The 17,917-nt window shown below is 70.2% G+C and carries 14 protein-coding genes and 3 pseudogenes; 11 read left to right on the top strand and 6 right to left on the bottom strand.

The genetic code is table 11. The annotated features are described in order from the left end of the window. Nucleotides 1-150: 150 nt before the first annotated feature. The 3 genes and pseudogenes from ACFU5K_RS14325 to ACFU5K_RS14315 form a co-directional block, all read left to right on the top strand. Nucleotides 151-378 (top strand): annotated as a pseudogene (locus ACFU5K_RS14325) (YndJ family transporter); the annotation flags it as partial. A 73-nt stretch (nt 379-451) separates the two neighbouring features. Continuing rightward, nucleotides 452-960, top strand: a pseudogene (locus ACFU5K_RS14320) (DUF1990 family protein). A gap of 30 nt (nt 961-990) precedes the next feature. Continuing rightward, a complete protein-coding gene (locus ACFU5K_RS14315) occupies nt 991-2,430 on the top strand; it encodes a lipase maturation factor family protein (protein ID WP_384060584.1) in 1,440 nt (479 codons plus the stop codon). 76 nt (nt 2,431-2,506) lie between these two features. Here ACFU5K_RS14315 and ACFU5K_RS14310 read toward each other — a convergent pair whose 3' ends face one another. The 3 genes from ACFU5K_RS14310 to ACFU5K_RS14300 all read right to left on the bottom strand — a co-directional run bounded on the left by ACFU5K_RS14310 (nt 2,507) and on the right by ACFU5K_RS14300 (nt 6,208). Beyond that, on the bottom strand, nt 2,507-2,695 hold the full coding sequence (locus tag ACFU5K_RS14310) for a hypothetical protein (RefSeq protein WP_384060581.1): 189 nt from the start codon (nt 2,693-2,695) through the stop codon (nt 2,507-2,509). 401 nt (nt 2,696-3,096) lie between these two features. After that, entirely contained in the window at nt 3,097-4,587 is a 1,491-nt protein-coding gene (locus ACFU5K_RS14305) for an SDR family NAD(P)-dependent oxidoreductase (protein WP_384060579.1), read from the bottom strand. A 157-nt stretch (nt 4,588-4,744) separates the two neighbouring features. After that, on the bottom strand, nt 4,745-6,208 hold the full coding sequence (locus tag ACFU5K_RS14300) for an MFS transporter (RefSeq protein ID WP_384060577.1): 1,464 nt from the start codon (nt 6,206-6,208) through the stop codon (nt 4,745-4,747). A 280-nt stretch (nt 6,209-6,488) separates the two neighbouring features. Here ACFU5K_RS14300 and ACFU5K_RS14295 point away from each other — a divergent pair, with 280 nt between their 5' ends. From ACFU5K_RS14295 to ACFU5K_RS14270, 6 genes are all read left to right on the top strand, one after another. After that, nucleotides 6,489-7,346 (top strand): RNA polymerase sigma factor SigF, encoded by an 858-nt coding sequence (locus tag ACFU5K_RS14295; RefSeq protein WP_384060696.1) that lies wholly within the window; start codon nt 6,489-6,491, stop codon nt 7,344-7,346. 117 nt (nt 7,347-7,463) lie between these two features. Continuing rightward, nucleotides 7,464-8,720, top strand: a complete 1,257-nt coding sequence (locus ACFU5K_RS14290) for a PP2C family protein-serine/threonine phosphatase (protein ID WP_384060574.1) — start codon at nt 7,464-7,466, stop codon at nt 8,718-8,720. Next, on the top strand, nt 8,717-10,342 hold the full coding sequence (locus ACFU5K_RS14285) for a CHASE3 domain-containing protein (RefSeq protein WP_384060573.1): 1,626 nt from the start codon (nt 8,717-8,719) through the stop codon (nt 10,340-10,342). The genes ACFU5K_RS14290 and ACFU5K_RS14285 overlap by 4 nt, the downstream gene beginning before the upstream one ends. Continuing rightward, a complete protein-coding gene (locus ACFU5K_RS14280) occupies nt 10,339-10,782 on the top strand; it encodes a response regulator (RefSeq protein WP_327112058.1) in 444 nt (147 codons plus the stop codon). The genes ACFU5K_RS14285 and ACFU5K_RS14280 overlap by 4 nt, the downstream gene beginning before the upstream one ends. 98 nt (nt 10,783-10,880) lie before the next feature. Continuing rightward, nucleotides 10,881-11,336 carry an ATP-binding protein gene (locus ACFU5K_RS14275; protein ID WP_384060569.1) on the top strand — a complete coding sequence of 152 codons (456 nt, stop codon included), beginning with the start codon at nt 10,881-10,883 and terminating at the stop codon, nt 11,334-11,336. Nucleotides 11,337-11,581: 245 nt separating this feature from the next. Beyond that, nucleotides 11,582-12,784 carry a DMT family transporter gene (locus ACFU5K_RS14270; protein WP_384060567.1) on the top strand — a complete coding sequence of 401 codons (1,203 nt, stop codon included), beginning with the start codon at nt 11,582-11,584 and terminating at the stop codon, nt 12,782-12,784. Here ACFU5K_RS14270 and ACFU5K_RS14265 read toward each other — a convergent pair. Continuing rightward, nucleotides 12,754-14,022 (bottom strand): transglycosylase family protein, encoded by a 1,269-nt coding sequence (locus tag ACFU5K_RS14265; protein ID WP_384060566.1) that lies wholly within the window; start codon nt 14,020-14,022, stop codon nt 12,754-12,756. The genes ACFU5K_RS14270 and ACFU5K_RS14265 overlap by 31 nt on opposite strands. 306 nt (nt 14,023-14,328) lie before the next feature. Continuing rightward, the gene (locus ACFU5K_RS14260) at nt 14,329-15,666 is read right to left on the bottom strand and encodes an ROK family transcriptional regulator (protein ID WP_384060563.1); all 1,338 of its coding nucleotides are present in this window, start codon (nt 15,664-15,666) and stop codon (nt 14,329-14,331) included. A 92-nt stretch (nt 15,667-15,758) separates the two neighbouring features. On the opposite strand from ACFU5K_RS14260, the pseudogene ACFU5K_RS14255 reads away from it, so the two are divergent. Both ACFU5K_RS14255 and ACFU5K_RS14250 read left to right on the top strand, forming a co-directional pair. Further along, nucleotides 15,759-15,989 (top strand): annotated as a pseudogene (locus ACFU5K_RS14255) (family 1 glycosylhydrolase); the annotation flags it as partial. A 154-nt stretch (nt 15,990-16,143) separates the two neighbouring features. Beyond that, a complete protein-coding gene (locus ACFU5K_RS14250) occupies nt 16,144-16,524 on the top strand; it encodes a hypothetical protein (RefSeq protein WP_384060561.1) in 381 nt (126 codons plus the stop codon). 160 nt (nt 16,525-16,684) lie between these two features. On the opposite strand, the gene ACFU5K_RS14245 is transcribed toward ACFU5K_RS14250, so the two are convergent. After that, nucleotides 16,685-17,821, bottom strand: a complete 1,137-nt coding sequence (locus ACFU5K_RS14245; RefSeq protein WP_384060694.1) for a S1 family peptidase — start codon at nt 17,819-17,821, stop codon at nt 16,685-16,687. Between the last annotated feature and the right edge of the window lie 96 nt (nt 17,822-17,917).

The raw sequence follows: 17,917 nt of genomic DNA, 5'->3' as shown, positions 1-17,917 counted from the left end.
ATGCGCCACTCTGCCATTATTTGCCCGATTCCTCGACCGAAACGACGCTTGAACGCGTTCAGAAGAGACCCTATGCTCGGCACCGCAAGAACTGAACGCGTTCAATTCAGTTCGCCGACGTGAGACGAGGTGGGCGCTGTGTCCCTGGTCGACCGCGCCGCACGTGTCATGCTCGCCGTCTCGGCCACGGTACTCGTGGCGACGATGGCGCTCGCGCTGAGCTGGGCGCTCGGCGAGGCCACCGGACTGCCCCACCCCACACTGACCTGGATGGCCGCCACGCACGGACTCGGCAACGCACTGGGCTTCGCGCTCTGTGCTCTGCTGGCCCGGCGCCAGCTCCAGGACCTCAACCGGCCGGAAGGCGGAACCGTTTGACTCGCAGCCCTGCTCCGCAGGTGCTTCGTCTCCTCCCCCACCTCAAGGTGGGGGTATCCACGAAGGAGTACCGATGAACACCCTCACATACCCCGAGGTCGGAGCCACCCGGCTCGGGCCCCTCCCCGACGGCTACGACCACCTGCACCACAGGGCCCGCATCGGCACCGGCCAGGCGGGGTTCGAGGCCGCGGGAGCCGCTGTCACCGAGTGGCGCATGCACCGGGCGGCCGGGGCACGTGTGAACGCCTCGGCCGCCCGGGCGGCGGCCGGGGTCCTGGTCGAGGTGTCGGCGGGAATCGGACGGTTCCGCGTCGTCGCTCCCTGCGAAGTCGTCTGGGCGGTGTACGAGGACAACCGCACCGGCTTCGCCTACGGCACCCGCGCGCGGCACCCCGAACGTGGCGAGGAGAGCTTCGTCGTGGAACTGGCGGAGGACGGGACCTCTGGTTCAGCGTGACGGCCTTCTCGCGGCCCGCCCGCTGGTACGCGCGGCTCGCCGGCCCTCTCGTACCGCTCGTCCAGCGGTGGTACGCGCGGCGGCTCGGAAACATGCTGCGCCGGACCGTGTCGGCCGCCTGACGGGCGGGAGCACGCCGGATACTGGGGGCGATGGAGTGGTTCACCGCCGACGGCTACTGGCTGAGCAGGCTGGTCTTCCAGCGCTCACTGGCCGCCGTGTACCTGGTCGCGTTCGTCGCCGCAGCACTCCAGTTCCGGGCGCTGATCGGCTCCCGAGGCATGCTGCCCGTGCCCGACCTGCTGCGCAGGACCCCGTGGCGCGCGGCCCCGGGGCTGTTCCGGCTGCACTACTCCGACCGCTTCTTCGCCGTGGTCGCGTGGACGGGCGCCGCGGTCTCGCTCGCCCTCCTGGCCGGGGCCGACGGACATCTCCCCCTGGGTGGTGCGATGGCCCTGTGGGCCGTGCCCTGGGTGCTGTACCTGTCGATCGTCCAGGTCGGCCAGGTCTGGTACGGCTTCGGGTGGGAGTCACTCCTGCTGGAGACGGGGTTCCTGGCCGTGTTCCTCGGCAACGCGGACACGGCCGCCCCGGTGCTGGTCCTGTGGCTCCTACGCTGGCTGCTTTTCCGGGTGGAGTTCGGTGCGGGACTCATCAAGATCCGCGGGGACGAGTGCTGGCGACGGCTGACCTGTCTGGATTTCCACCACGAGACCCAGCCCATGCCGGGGCCGCTGAGCTGGTTCTTCCACCGTCTGCCGAGACCGGTCCACCGGGTGGAGGCCGCGGCCAACCATGCCACCCAACTCGTGGTGCCCTTCCTCCTGTTCACCCCCCAGCCCGTGGCGAGCGGCGCGGCGGGGCTGATGGTGGTCACCCAGCTCTGGCTGGTCCTGTCGGGCAACTTCGCGTGGCTGAACTGGCTGACGATCGTGCTCGCCCTCGCCGCGGTCGACTGGTCGCCGATCGCCGGCCCCCCGCCCGCGCAGGCCGCGCCACCGCTCTGGTACGAGGTCGTGGTCCTCGCGGTCGCCGTCCTCGTCCTGCTGCTCAGCTACCGTCCGGCCCGCAACCTCGCCTCCCGCCGTCAGGCGATGAACCGGTCCTTCGACCCGCTGCACCTGGTCAACACCTACGGGGCCTTCGGGAGCATCAGCAGGATGCGACTGGAGGTGGTGGTCGAGGGGACCCGCGAGCCGGTGATCCACGAGGGGACGCGCTGGCTCGAATACGGCTTCCGCGGAAAACCCGGCGACCCGCGCAGGCTTCCGCGCCAGTTCGCCCCGTACCACCTGCGGCTCGACTGGATGATGTGGTTCGCGGCGCTCTCCCCCGCGTACGCGCGCCCATGGTTCGGACCGTTCGTCGAACGCCTGCTGCGGGGTGACCGCGACACGCTGCGCCTCCTGGGCCACAACCCGTTCCCCGAGGGGCCGCCCGCCCACGTCCGGGCCAGGGTCTTCCACTACCGCTTCACGGACCTGCGGGAACTGCGTGCCACCGGCTGCTGGTGGGAACGGACCTACGTGCGCGACTTCATGCGGCCGATGGCCCGGCCGGTCCCGCTCCGGCCGGACGACGGGCCGGCCTGACAGGGCTCACAGGACTCCGGCCCCCGTCACGGAGACGGAGGCCGGAGCCGAGCGCTGTGGGGGGCGACCGCGAGGGTCAGTCGATGCCGGGCAGGATATGGGGCTCGGCGAGGTCGTCCTCGTATCCAGCCAGCCTGATCGGGGCCGACCGGGCCCAGACCTCGATGTTCCGGAGCTTCTCGGGTCGGCCGGTCCGCTCCCGGGCCGAGTCGGCCGGGCGCGTCTCGCTCTTGGTCATCTCAGGTGTCACCGCGGACTCCTTCATGTCGCGTATCCCCGGGGCGGTGGCGACGCTGCGGCTGTGAGAACCGTGTCGACCGCCCTCTGAGGCAGGGGCAGAAACAGTTCGGTCGCGGTGGCGCCGTTACGGGGCGGGACGTCGGGCTTCATAAAGACCTGTCCCGGGACGGCCGAGGAAGGTTTGTGGGTTCCTTGGTGGCGTCCGTTCACCCCAGACTAACCAAATGAGCGGGATCCCGCTCGACAGAACGTGTGGCCCGGGTCACTTTCAGCCAACAAGAGCGGCGGCGGCCCCGCAATTTCGGGGCCGCCTCCGATCGCCTGTACACCCGCGTGACCTGCGGCGCTGATGATGCCGAGGGTGCGGGAGGGACAAGAAACGCGGGAGGAATCAGAGCTGCCGGAGGGGCCGGGGAGGCCCGGCGGTCACCAGCCGGCGGGCGCGTAGTCCTTGAGGAAGCAGCCGTACAGCTCCTCGCCCTCCTCGCCGCGGACGATCGGGTCGTAGACCCGCGCCGCGCCGTCGACGAGGTCGAGGGGGGCGTGGAAGCCCTCCTCCGCGAGGCGCATCTTGTCGGGGTGCGGACGCTCGTCCGTGATCCAGCCGGTGTCCACGGCCGTCATCAGGATGCGGTCCTTCTCGAACATCTCCTGCGCGCTTGTCCGGGTCAGCATGTTCAGTGCCGCCTTGGCCATGTTCGTGTGCGGGTGGCCCGCGCCCTTGTAGCCGCGGCCGAACACGCCCTCCATCGCGGAGACGTTGACCACGTAGGCACGCTTCGACGCCGTCCTGGCCATCGCCGGGCGCAGCCGGCTGATCAGGATGAAGGGTGCCGTGGAGTTGCAGAGCTGGACCTCGAGGAGCTCGATCGGCTCGACCTCCTCGACGGTCTGGATCCAGCTGTTGGTGTCGTGCAGGTCCGGGACCAGACCACCCGCGTCGATCGCGGTGCCGGCGGCGATGCGCGCCGGTGAGGCGGACCCGGTGACCAGAGCGAGATCGGTGACGTCCTGCGCACTCAGCCCTTGGCCCTCCCGCCGCGCCGCGGGCAGGGCCGCCACACGGTCGACCGTGCCGCTGCCAAACGTCCCGATGACCTCGGCGGCGGGGAGTTCCCCCGGGGGCAGCGGCGCCGACTCGGCACCGAGCAGCTCGCTGTAGGCCTGGGGGGAGCGGCGTACGGTCTGCGCGGCGTTGTTGATCAGGATGTCCAGCGGACCCTCCGCGGCGACCGAGTCGGCGAGGGCTACGACCTGGGCCGGGTCGCGCAGGTCAATGCCGACGATCTTCAGGCGGTGGATCCAGTCGTCGCTGTCGGGCATCGCCTTGAATCGTCGGATCGCGTCGTTGGGGAAGCGTGTGGTGATGGTGGTGTGCGCGCCGTCGCGCAGCAGCCGCAGCGCGATGTACATCCCGATCTTCGCCCGGCCGCCGGTGAGCAGGGCACGGCGTCCCGTGAGGTCCGTGCGCGCATCGCGCCGGTCCCGGTTCTCCTTGGCGCACGACTGGCAGAGCTGGTGGTAGAAGGCGTCCACCTCGACGTACCGGGTCTTGCAGATGTAGCAGGAGCGCGGGCGCTGGAGGATGCCGGCGATCTCGGCGGTGGCCGAGGAGGACGGGAGGACGCCCTGCGTCTCGTCGTCGATGCGTTCGGCGGAGCCGGTCGCCGTGGCCTCGGTGACGGCCTTGTCGTGCGCCGTCTTCGCGGCACGCCGCTCCTGGCGCCGGCGCTGCTTCACCGTGCGGTAGATGCCCGCGGTGGCCCGGCGTACGGCGACGGCGTCGGGGTGGTCCACCTCGATGGTGTTCAGCTCGTCGAGCACACTCAGGCAGACGGCCAGCCTGTCCGGGTCGACACCGGGACCGAACTCGTCGATACCGGGAGCGAACTCCGGGCTGTCCTCTGTCACCGTCATTGCCGTTCCTCTGTCACTCGTCACTCGCGCCGGCGCCGGGCTTCGGCGGGGCTTCGGTGGGGAGGGGGTCCGGCGGGGAGCCGGTGGGGCCCGGCACGCCACGGGCCGAATGCCCCGGTCAAGTCTGCCATGAGTCTGACCTTGTTCCGTTCGGCCGTCATCCCTTGCCCTCACTGACCGACAGCGGGGTCGCGATGTCCTCCAGGGACTTCTGCTCGGCCGCGACCGCGAAGAAGGAGGCGACCAGTCCGGCGGCGACCATGAGGGCGGCCCCGATGCAGAACGCCAGGACCGTGTCGCCCACGACACCGCTCCCGGTCAGGTCCGCGAAGACGAGCGGGCCCGTGATGCCTCCGGCGGCTGTGCCCACGGCGTAGAAGAAGGCGATGGCCATCGCCCGGGTCTCCATGGGGAAGATCTCGCTGACCGTCAGATAGGCGGAACTGGCCCCGGCGGAGGCCACGAAGAGGACGAGGCACCAGCAGCCGGTCATGGTGACGGCGGTGAGCCACCCGGCCCCGAACAGCCCCGCGGTCCCGAAGAGCAGCAGACCGGACAGGATGTACGTCCCCGCGATCATGAGCTTGCGCCCGACGGTGTCGAAGAGGCGGCCGAGGAGGAGCGGCCCGAGGAAGTTGCAGAACGCGATGACAGCGAAGTAGTAGCCGGTGGCACCGCTGGACACGTCGAAGAACGTCACCAGGATCGAGCCGAACCCGAACGTGATGGCGTTGTAGAGGAAGGCCTGACCGACGAAGAGGGAGAGTCCGAGGACCGCTCGCTTCGGGTACGAGCGGAAGACCGTCCGGGCGATGAGCCCGAAGCCGACGCTCTCGCGCTGCCGGACGGTGATGGCGGGTTCCGCCCTGGGCAGGTCCCTCCCGGTCTCCTCCTCGACCTCGTGCTCCACCGAGTCGACGAGCTTCTCCGCCTCCTCGTCGCGCCCGTGGATGAACATCCAGCGCGGGCTCTCCGGCACGTGGCGGCGCACCAGCAGGATGACGAGGCCGAGGACGACGCCCAGTGCGAAGGTGAGCCGCCAGCCGATGTCCTTCGGGAAGATGTCGGTGTTCAGCGCCACCACGGAGAGCAGGGAGCCGGCCACCGCCCCGAGCCAGAAACTGCCGTTGATGATGAGGTCGACCCGCCCGCGGTACTTGCTGGGGATCAGTTCGTCGATGGCCGAGTTGATGGCCGCGTACTCCCCGCCGATCCCGAAGCCGGTGAGGAAGCGGAAGAGGAAGAACCACCAGGCTGAGAAGGAGACCGCGGTGAGCGCGGTGGCCGCCAGGTAGACGGCGAGGGTGATGAGGAACAGCTTCTTGCGCCCGAAGCGGTCGGTGAGCCAGCCGAAGACCAGCGCTCCGCTACAGGCTCCCGCCACATAGAGCGCGGCGGCGATGCCGGTGACCTGGGCACCGCTGATGGCCAGTCCGCTCCCCTCCTCCGAGAGCCTGCTGGCGATGTTCCCGACGACCGTGACCTCCAGTCCGTCGAGGATCCAGACGGTGCCTAGCCCGATGACGATCATCCAGTGCCATCGGGACCAGGGCAGCCTGTCCAGTCGGGCGGGAATCCTGGTCGTGACCGTCCTCTGCCCTGCCGCGCCGATATCGCTCACGGCCCCTCCTTCTGCTCTCCGGGAACACCACTCGTGCCCGGAATGAGGCAGTCCTCACACGCCACCAGGAAAGAGGAGGAGCAAATCAGCTCGAAATGTGTCAAATCGCTGGGATCGATGGCGGCACGGGCATCCGACGGCCCGAGGATGTGAGGACGCGTGGAAAGACCTCGGGATTCGCAGGCATGAGATCCGCGAAGCCGGGCACGCGCGGATCACCACATCGGGTTCCAGGGAGGGCGACACCATGACGGCAGTGCGAACCACCGAAGCGATCGGCATGGCGGCGACGCAGTGCGACGAGGCGGACAAGGGTTCCGGCGCGGCCGCTCTCCCGTGGATCGAGGACGCCGGCAAGGTAGCCCCGCAGGACGCGCGCGCGATGTCGAAGCTGTTCTTCGACCGGCTCCAGTCCCTGGAGGAGGGGACCCACGAGTACCAGTACGCGCGCAACACCCTGATCGAGATGAATCTCTCGTTGGTGCGCTTCGCGGCCTCGCGGTTCCGCAACCGGGGCGGGGACGACACCGAGGACATCATCCAGGTCGGCACCATCGGCCTCATCAAGGCGATCGACCGGTTCGACCTGTCGCGCGAAGTGGAGTTCGCCACGTTCGCGGTGCCGTACATCGTGGGTGAGATCAAGCGCTTCTTCCGGGACACCACCTGGTCCGTGCACGTGCCGCGCCGGCTGCAGGAGCTGCGTGTCGAACTGGCCAAGGCCAAGGAGCAGCTGTCGGGCAAGCTGGACCGCGACCCGACGGTCGCCGAGCTCGCCGCACACCTGGACCTCTCCGAGGAAGAGATCATCGAGGGTCTGGTCGCGGCCAACGGCTACTCGGCCGGCTCGCTGGACACTCCGAGCGCCGAGAGTGAATCGGGCAGCGACCAGCGGGCCTACGCCGACGTCCTCGGCGAGGACGACCCGGCCATGGAGAGCGTCGAGAACCTGCACACGCTGGCCCCCCTGCTGCAGCAGCTGGACGACCGTGAGCGCAAGATCGTCCAGATGCGCTTCGGCATGGAGATGACCCAGGCCCAGATCGGTGCTGAGCTGGGCGTCTCCCAGATGCACGTGTCCCGGCTCCTCAGCCGGATCGTGACGCGGCTGCGCGCCGGTATGAGCGTCGAAGCCTGACCCCAGAGAGTACGTATCCGAATGACCGGGGCCCGGCCTGATGCCGGTCCCGGTCACATATGCTTCCTGCCGAAACGGCCGTGGGTGTCCCGAGCCGTCCGTCGGAGGGAGTGGAGTGTGACCGAGCCGTTGGACACCTCTGCGCGCGTGGCAGATCTCAGCCGGATCCCGGAGCAGCACAGGGCGCTCACCCCTTCCGAGGTGTCCCTCTGGGACATCGACGCGACTCTCCTCCTGGTCGAGGACGACGCGGGCGACGCGCTCCTCGTCGAGGAGATGCTCACGGACAGTGAGCTGGACGCCCCTCTCACCTGGTGCAAGACGCTCGCCGAGGCCCGGCGGTTCCTGCTCGCCTGCCGCACGCCGGTCTGCGTACTGCTGGACCTCCACCTGCCGGACGTGAACGGCCCCGACGCCGTCCGCCAGCTCGTCGGATCGGCGCCGGACGCCGCGATCGTCGTGCTGACGGGGATGGCCGAGTCCGAGACCGGGCTCTCCGCGGTGGCGCACGGCGCCCAGGACTACCTCGTGAAGGGCCGGATCGATCCCGAGGCCCTGAGCCGTGCCGTCCGCTACGCCCTCCAGCGCAAGAGCGCCGAGCGATCGGCCGCCGCCATGCGGACCAGCAGACTGATCGAGCAGGAGAACGCCCGGCTCGAACGCGCGCTGCTGCCCATTCCGCTGCTGCTGGACGACAGCTTCCGAGTCGCCGCCCGCTACGAGGCCGGACGCGCCCACGGACTGCTCAGCGGTGACTTCTACGACGTGGTGCAGACCGCCGACGGCGCGGTGCACGCGGTGATCGGCGACGTGTCGGGCCATGGTGCCGCGGAGGCCGCCCTCGGGGTCTGTCTCCGGGTGGCGTGGCGCACCGCGGTGCTGACCGGCGTGAACCAGCTCCAGAAGATCGGTCTCCTGGAGGAGATACTCGTCGCCGAGCGGTCGGACCCCCATGTCTTCGCCACGGTGACCACGCTGGTGTTCCCGCCGAGCAGGGACCGTGTGTACGTCGCGCGCGCCGGACACCCCGGACTGCTCCTGCGGCGGGGCGCGGATGTCGGCTGGGTGGAGCCCGACATGGGCATGGCTCTCGGACTGCTGCCCGGTGCGGGCCGCTGGGCGATCACGGAGCTGGAGCTGTCACCCGACAGCGAACTGGTCCTGTTCACCGACGGCCTCTTCGAGGGGCGTACGGGGCCCAAGTCACGACTGGGCGAGGAAGGACTTCTGGCGATGGCTGCGAAGAACGGAGCGCTGGAACCACGCGCGTTCGTGGACTCACTGGTCGCGGGGGCCACCGCGAGCGCGGCGCCGTACGGCGGGCTGGCGGACGACGTCGCAGTCCTCCACCTGGGCTGGAGGGCCACGTCATGACCACCGGAGAGACATCGGCCGTACGGCCCGGTCCGATAGCGCGGCTGTCGGTGCAGAACTGGGTCCATCTGATCCTCGCGGGTTTCGTGGTGGTGGTCTGCGGGTGCCTCGTCATCGGCGGGCTCGTACTCTCCCGCATCTCGGACCGGACCACCGACCTGGTGGACCGCATCCAGCCCGCCCGGTCCTCCTCGTTCCAGCTGCAGAACTCGCTGCTCGACCAGGAGACCGGAGTGCGCGGTTACGCGCTCACCGGCGACCAGTCGTTCCTGCAGCCCTACAGAGCGGGCAGGCAGGCGGAACAGGAGCGGCTGGACAGGGTCCGCACGCTGATCGGCCACCAGCAGCCCTACACCGAGGACCTGGACCGGATCGCCGAGGCAGCGCAGGAGTGGCGTACCCAGCACGCTGAGCCGCTCATCGCCGCCGTGCGCGCGAGCGGGCCCACCGGTGCGTCGTCCGGCCCGATCCTGCGCAGCAAGGCGGAGTTCGACGCCCTGCGCGTCCTGTACACGGCCCAGCAAAGCCATCTGGACGAAGCACGGGACCACGCCCGTGCCGATCTCGATGACGCGCGTACGACGCGCGACCGGGTCCTCGTCGCTCTCGTCATCGGCTTCGTGCTGACCGTCGTGTCGCTGAGCCTGCTGCTGCACCGCGTGGTGGGCCGGCCGCTGCACGCGCTGACCGCCGCGTCCAACCGCGTGCGCTCGGGTGCCTTCTCCAGCAGGATCGAGGTGAGCGGTCCGTCGGACGTGAGGGCGGTGGCGGCCGCGGCCGAGGACATGCGCCTGCGCCTGGTGGCCGAGCTGGCCGAGTCCCAGGAACGGGAGACGCTGCTCGCCGAGCAGACCGCGGAGCTGCGCCGGTCCAATTCAGAACTGGAGCAGTTCGCCTACGTCGCCTCCCACGACCTGCAGGAACCGCTGCGGAAGGTTGCGTCCTTCTGCCAGTTGCTGGAGAAGCGCTACAGCGCCGAGCTGGACGACCGCGCCAGGCAGTACATCGACTTCGCGGTCGACGGCGCCAAGCGCATGCAGGTGCTCATCAACGACCTGCTGACGTTCTCCCGGGTGGGCAGGGTGCAGCAGACCTGGAAGCCCGTGGACCTCGGGAACTGCCTGGACCGGGCGATGTCCAACCTGACCCTGGCCGTCGAGGAGTCCGGGGCCACCGTGGTCCGCGAGGATCCTCTGCCGGAACTGCTCGGCGACTCCACTTCCCTCACCATGGTCTGGCAGAACCTCATCGGCAACGCGGTCAAGTTCCGCAGGCCCGACGTACCGTGCCGGATCACCGTCGGGTGTGTGCGCGAGGACGAGAACTGGCACCTGACGGTGGCCGACAACGGCATCGGGATCGCGCCGGAGTTCGCCGACAAGGTGTTCATCATCTTCCAGCGGCTGCACGGCAGGGACGAGTACGAGGGAACCGGGATCGGGCTGTCCCTCTGCCGTAAGATCGTGGAATTCCACGGTGGCCGGATCTGGCTGGACCCCGCGCCCGCCGAGGGCACACTGATCCACTTCACCCTGCCTGTCCTTCCAGAGGCACCCACCCACACCACGGCGGAGCTGCTGGCCCCCGCCGCACTGCCCCCCCGGTCCGGAGACGCTTCGTGAACGACGCCGTAAAGCCCATCGAGGTCCTGCTCGTCGAGGACGATCCCGGCGACGAACTGATGACCCGCGAGGCGTTCGAGGACAACAAGATCCGCAACACCCTCCATGTGGTGCGCGACGGTCAGGAGGCACTGGACTTCCTCTACCGCCAGGGTGAGTACGCGGACGCCCCGCGTCCGGATCTGGTGCTCCTCGACCTCAACCTGCCGAGGTACGACGGCAGGCAGGTGCTCGAGCGGATCAAGACGGACCCCGAACTCGCACTGATCCCGGTTGTGGTCCTCACCACGTCCTCGGCCGAGGAGGACATCCTGCGCAGCTACAAACTGCACGCCAACGCCTACGTCACCAAGCCGGTCGATCTGGAGCAGTTCATCGGCGCGGTTCGCCAGATCGACGACTTCTTCGTGAGCGTGGTACGGCTTCCGCCGCGTGCGTAAGATCTGGAGAGATCCTCCGGAGTGGGATCTCTCGACGCGGGTACACGAACGGCGAGAAGAGGTCCCTGACCTCCCCTGCGGCGCCTTGGCTGGAGCACATGAACGAACAGGCCACTTCACGGCCGGACGAGACCTGTCAGGGGTCATCGTCCTCCGATGTTCTACTCACTGCCGAGGTGTTCGACGGCGAGCCGGGGTGCATCGCACAGGCCCGCGCCCTCGCCGACCGCTTCCTGGTGCGGCTGGTCTCGGAGTGGTTCGCCGTCCTCGGTGAGCACACGCGCAGCGACCTGATGCTGGCGGTCAGCGAGCTCATCACCAACGCGGACCGCTACAGTCACGGCCCCTACCTGCTGGAACTCGAAGGCAACGCCCGGCGCATCAGCGTCACGGTGTACGACACCAGCACGTCACTCCCGGTCCTCCACTCCCCCGACCCCGGACGTCTCGGCGGTCACGGCATGGAGATCGTGGTCGCGCTCTGCGACCGCCTCACCGCCGAGCGGGTGCCCGTGGGCAAGCGCATCCGGGCCGATTTCCAGCTCAGTACCTGAGCGCACGCCCCGCCCCTCCGCACCACGTGTCCGCAGATCTGGGTGATCTGCGGACGTTTCGACCACTTCGCGCTATGGCGTAGCAGCACAGCGTCACCTCTTGCGTCAACTTCTGAGCCCTCGGGCCAGGAGGACTACCGTCGAGAGGAGGACCCAGGAGTGATGTACGTACTACTGGAGCAGTACGCCGAATCGCCGCCTCAGGGACGACGACGCGGCGGCTCCGACGGGACATCGTGGTGTACATGAGTTCCCTCGTGCTTTCCGTGCTGTTGTCACTGGTCTCCGCGGTCGCCTACGCGGCGGGCGCGATCGTCCAGGAGCGCGTGGCCGCCGCCGACGGCAGCCGCCCGTACGCACCGCTGCGCAACGGCACCTGGTGGGTGGCTGTGGGGCTCAACGGCGTCGGGGCGCTGCTGCACGTGGTGGCACTGGCGTACGGGCCGCTCAGCCTCGTACAGCCCCTCGGTGCGCTGACGATCGTGTTCGCGCTGCCCATGGCGGCGGTGTTCGTGCACCGCCGGGCCGGCCGAACGGCATGGCGTGGCGCGGTGATGGCCACGGTGGGCCTGGCCGGACTGCTGGCCCTGACGGGGAGCGCCAGGTCGCACTCGCTGGCGGGGCCGGAGCAGTTCATGCTGGCGACGGCGACCGTGGGAGCCGTGGTGGTCGTGCTCGTCTTCGCCAAGGGGCTGCACCGGCCGATGCCGCGCAGTGTGGTGCTGGCGACCGGCGCGGGGATCGCCTTCGGTATGGCATCGGTGTTCACGAAGACCGTGGCGGTGGAGTGGACCTCGGGCTCGGTGCGTTCCGGACTGCCGACCCTTCTGGTGATCGCGGCACTCGCGGCCGCGGGACTGCTGCTCTCCCAGGCCGCCTACCGGGGCGCGGGACTCGCGGCGCCCCTGGCGACGGTCACCGTGGTCAACCCGGTGGTCGCCGCCGCCGTCGGCATCACCCTGTTCGGGGAGCAGTTCCGCTACGGCCTGACGGGAACCCTGCTCGCCCTGGCCTGCGGAGCGCTGGCCGCGGTCGGGCTGGTGCTGCTGACCACGGAGCGGGTCGGCCGCGAGCGGCACGCGCCGGAGCACACGGAGGGCGGGGCTCATGTGCAGGCCCCCGCCACGGGAGGGACACGATCGCCGGAGCCCGCGAGGAACGGGGCTCATGTGCCGGCACCCGTGGACGGCAGAGCGGAGGAGGCCGACGCGCCTCTTACGGCGAAACTGCCGGAGCCGGCTTCGCCGTCGGCCCGCTCGGGCACGCATCTGCCGGATCCCTTTCCGGCGCCCAACGCGCTCTCCCTGCCCTTGACCCTCCCCCTGGACCACGGCAGCGGGCGTGTGGAGTTCCACGGGAGACAGCCCGCTGCCGGCCGGGCGCGCCGGGGTGAATTAGAGGACCCGACGGGCACCGTTCAGACGCTGACGCCGCCGGCCCTGAGGTAGGCGAGTGGGTCGACGTCGGATCCGTAGCCGGGACCGGTGCGGATCTCGAAGTGCAGGTGCGGACCGGTGCTGTTGCCGGTGGATCCCGAGCGCGCGATCCGCTGGCCGCCGCCCACCTGCTGGCCTGCCCGGACGTGGAGCGAGGAGAGGTGGGCGTACTGGCTGTACCTGCCGTCGCTGTGCCGGATGACGATCTCGTAGCCGTAGGCTCCCGCCCAGCCCGCCGAGACGACCTTCCCGGAGGCGACTGCCTTCACCGAGGTGCCGGTGGGCACGGGGAAGTCCACACCCGTGTGATAGCCGCTCGACCACGAACCCGCCTGGTGGTACGGGGTCCCGGTCCGCGCCGCCACGGGGGCGGTGAATCCGGAATGCGGCTTGGCCGTCTTCTTCTTCTCGCTCCGGGTGGCGGGATCAGGGGCGGCCTTCCGCGTGGCCTTCGGGGCCTCGGTCCTGGGTGCGGTCTTCTCGGCGGCCTTCTGCCGCGGGGCCGGCTTCTCCGCGGTCTTCCGCTGCGGGGCGGCCGCAGCCGGCCTCGGGGCCGCCTTCGGCGTCCCGGCGACATCGAGGGACAGCCGCTGCCCCGGAAGGATGAGGTCGGGATCGGAACCGACCACCGCACGGTTGGCCGCGTACAGCCGCTGCCAGCCGCCCCGTACCCGCTCGGCGGAGGCTATGCCGGAGAGGGAGTCCCCGTGCGCCACCGTGTACGAGTGGCGCTTGCCGGGCAGGGACGTCGGTGACGTCTTCGCCGCCCTGTCACGGGCGGTCTCCTCCGGTGCACCGGCAGTCTTCGCGCGCGCGCTCCTGACGGGCTCGGCACCCGGGCGCGACTGCGGGAGCAGGTCGGGCGCGTCGCCGCCCCGCTTCAGCCCCGCACCCACCGAGCACGTGGGCCAGGCGCCGGGGCCCTGGCCTTCGAGCACCTTCTCCGCGACGGCGATCTGCTGATCCTTGGTCGCCAGATCGGCCCGTGCGGCGTAGGCGGTGCCCCCGTACGCGGCCCAGGTGGACCGGGTGAACTGCAGCCCCCCGTAGTAGCCGTTCCCGGTGTTGATGTGCCAGTTCCCGGTCGCCTCGCAGGCGGCCACCTTCTCCCACACATCGGCCGATGCGGCGCCCGCCGAAGCGGCGGTGAGCAGCGGGAGCGCGATGCCCGCTCCTCCGGCCGTCACCGTGAGCGAAGCACGGTTAATGCGGCTGGGCTGGTATCTGCGGTGCCGTCCGTTCGCGGCCATGATCAGGCTCCCCCACTGGCAGTAGGACACGTCGCAAGCGGCCAACTTATGGGCAGGGGAAGGGCGGTGACAAGGGAAGGACCGATACCCGCAGCGCACGCGCCCCGGCGCACGACCCCATTCCCGATCAGGAACACGGTGTCACAGTGGGTGCGGCCTCGCAGGAGAGCGCTCTGTCCGGACGTCGGTCCGATGCCGTAAATGCCCTCCATGGCGGACGCTCTGCGGCCGGCCGGTGCGAGACGCCCCTCCGCGAGGGGGGTGCGGCCCGCCGACACCACCGCGCCGCGGCCGTACCGCAGCCGCTCAGCCCGCGGATGTGCGGCCGCGGGCGCGCACCGTCGAGACGGGTGAGCGCTCGGACGTCTCGGCGACGACGGGGAGGCGGCCGGGCGCGGGACGGATGCCCCCGCGCGCCAGGAAGTCGGACAGCGGCAGGGTCGCCGCCCCCACCGTGACCGCGTCGGGACCCAGGTGGCCCAGGTCGATCGTGGTGCGGGCGACCGCGTGCCTGAGTGCGTACTCCTGCGCGTACCGGCGGATGTCCGGGAGGAGATGGGGGCCGATCAAGAGGCCGGCCCAGCCGCCGAGCAGGATGCGCTCGGGTAGGAAGAGGTTGACCAGGTCGGCCAGCGCCGCGCCGAGGCATTCCGCGGTCTCGTCCAGGATCGAGACCGCGACGGGGTCCGGTGCGCCCGCGTCCGGGTAGGCCGCGGCAAGCAGGGCGGCCAGAGCCGTCTCGTCGTCCGCGTCGGGGGGCAGCGGGCCACCAGCCTCCTGCCACCGCTCACGCATGGCCGCCGCCCCCGCGTAGGCCTCCAGGCAGCCGATGGAACCGCAGCGGCAACGCCGCCCCCTCAGCTGCACCGTGGTGTGACCCCACTCCAGGGCCGCGTCGGAGCGGTCCCCCTCGAGGATGTCCCCCCGGTTGACACTCGCGCCGACGCCCGAGCCGATGAGCGCGACTGCGGCGGCGCCCGCGCCCCGGCCGCCACCGAACCACATCTCGGCCTGCCCCAGTGTCCTGGCCCCGTTGTCGATGAAGAACGGCACCTCGGGCGGTACGTCCACGGCCTCACGGAGCATCCGTTCGAAGGGCACGGCGCTCCAGCCGATGGTCTGGCCGTGGACGACCGCGCCCGGCCCGCCCGCGGCCTGTGGCGCGTCGCGTTCGATGATGCCGGGCACCCCGATCCCGATACCGAGCAGCATGCCTGGGTCGGCGCCGGCGCCGCGCAGGACGTCGGACACGCCTGACCGGACATGGCTGACGATGCGCTCGACGTCGTATCCGTGCTGCGCGAGCAGCCGGTCGGTGCGGGCGAGCTCCGTGAGTGACAGGTCGAAGAGCTCGATGCGGACCCGTGTCTCACCGATGTCGATGCCGATGAACAGCCCGCTGTCCGGGGCGATGCGCAGCAGGGTACGGGGGCGCCCACCGTCGGAGTCCACGACGCCAGCCTCCTCCAGGAGACCTTCCGACGCCAGCTCGGCGACCACGTTGCTGATGGATCCCGAACTCAGCCCGGTCGCGGGGCCGAGCTCCTGACGACTCAACGGGCCGTCGACATACAACCGTTGCAATACCCTCGCCCGATTGCCCCTTCGCAGGTCACGCACGGTCCGTCTGCTGCGCTCAGCCATGGTGCTCCCTTCGTCCCGGCAACATACCCCGGCCCCAGCACTTGACGCGCACTTTCCTCACCTCTTAAATCACATCTTAAATTAAGAGCGGAGAGGAGCACCTGGCGGCCTGTGCCCGCGCCGTCGGCAAGGGTGCGCCACTGGCCGGCTACTTCGCCTGGTCGCTGCTGGACAACTTCGAGTGGGCGTACGGCTACGACAAGCGCTTCGGCCTGGTCCACGTCGACTACGCCACGCAGCGCCGCACCGTGAAGAGCAGCGGACGGCGCTACGCAGAGCTCATCGGCGAGGTGTCGGGCGACAGGCCGCGGACAGCGGTCTGACCCCCGCTCCGGGCCGAGCCCGCGCCCTCGGCCCAGCCGCTTCGACCGCTGGTGAACCGGGGGCGTCCGCGCTTCCGGGCGCTGCCGGAAAGCCGCTCGGGGCGCCCTCCGGATGCGGTGGGGAGCGGGAGGTCCCGGCACATATGCTCGCCGTATGGAGCAGAGCGAAGTCCTCAAGCGAGTGATCGGCATCCTCACGGAGGCGGGCGAGATACAGCGTCAGGCCGAGGAGGACACGGGCAGCGGCGACCTGGACGTGGGCGGGAGCATGGTGACGACCCTCCTCAACGAGACGATGCCGCACATCGCCATTCCCGCCGACGCCAGCGTCGAGGAGATGGCGGCGCTGGTCGGGCGTGAGGTGGGCGGAGCCGTCGAGCAGCTCGTCGGCGCCTTCACCCTGGCCTTCATCGCGCTGGCACAGATCCACGACTCCGGGCAGCAGGACGTGACCTCCGCCGACGTGCTCCAGGACCTTGCGCTGAGGGCGGAGGAACTGAGCTCCGACGACGAAGGCCCCGAGGAATCCGCCTGATCGGCCGCACGCCCCCGCCGGCCCGACGGCCCGGCCTCCGGGAGCCGGCGGCGATCGGCGAGCGCGCGCACGGGGGTCTGCTGCGACAGGGGGCCACCCTGCTGCCGCAGCAGACCCCGCACGTTCCGTCGGTTCCTCCTGAGCCGGCGGAGTCCTTGCGTCAGGCGGTGTGGAGGGTCAGCCCGTAACGGTTGAGGATCTCGTTGATGGGCTGGTGCCATGTCTCGCCGCCGCCGCTGCAGTTGCCCCAGCCGCCCGAGGTGACGCCCTGCGCCTGGTCACCGCTGATGAACGAGCCACCGGAGTCGCCCGGTTCGGCGCACACGCTGGTCTTGGTCATCTGGTGCACAGCGCCCTGGCTGTAGTTCACGGTCTCGTTCTTCGCGAGGACGTTGCCGCAGTGCCAGTGCGTGGTCGAACCCGAGCGGCAGATCGAGGCACCGACCGGAGCCTCGTTCGAGCCTCGGACCAACTGGTCGGAGACGGTGCCCCAGCCCAGGACCACCGGGACGGTCCACCAGCCGCTGCCGACGTTCACCCAGGCGTAGTCGTTGTCGGGGAACGACGATCCCTGGAAGTTGCCGATGGCCGAGCCGTCCCACCCTCGGACGGCGCCACCCGCCTGGCCGCAGTGCCCCGCGGTGACGAATCCGCCGTGCACCGAGAAGCCTATGGAGCAGCGGACGTTGCCGGTGTAGTAGGGGTCGCCGCCGACCGTCCCGGCGGCGAGGGTCTGCGGGGCCCCGGCGGTGCGCTCCACCGTGACGGGACCGGCTTCGCGAGCCTTCGCGACGAAGGCGCGGACATCGTTGTCACGCTCTTCGGACGAGACGACGTTCACCACGACCGTGTTCGCCCGGGGGTCGACGTGCCAGCTGCTGACGCCCTTGGGAGCGGAGAGGGAGTCCAGCCGGTTCATGACCGCGTCCAGCTTGCGCGCCGTGTGGTCGACCACCCGGACCTCGGCCCCCGTGGCACGGACGGCACGCGCCGCGCCGCTCTCGGTGACGGCGACCGTCAGCCTGCCACTGCCGGAGTCGAACCAGGAGCCGCCGTAAGCCGCTCCGGCCGCGTTCCGTGCGGTCCCCTCCAGAGCCGTCGCCGCCTTCTCGGCGGCGAGACGGGTCTGTGCCTGACCCTTCGTCAGCCCGAGGTCGCGCTGCATCGCGGTGATGATTCCCGCGGAGGCCTGCGGTTCCGCGGCGGCCGAGGCGGAGTCCGCCGCCGTGGCCTGGGTGAGGCCTGCGGTCGCCCAGGTACCGATGATGAGCAGTGCGGAGAGACCGGTCCGCACCATCGTCGTGTGCCTCAAGGGAGTGCCCCTTCTGTTGTTCCAGCATCGTGGGGGTGGAACAGGAAGCGCCCGAGAGCCGTCCGAGAGCGCTCTCAGAGG

This window comes from Streptomyces sp. NPDC057428, from assembly GCF_042803195.1.
Taxonomy (GTDB): domain Bacteria; phylum Actinomycetota; class Actinomycetes; order Streptomycetales; family Streptomycetaceae; genus Streptomyces.
This window is presented reverse-complemented; position numbering and strand designations above follow the sequence as displayed.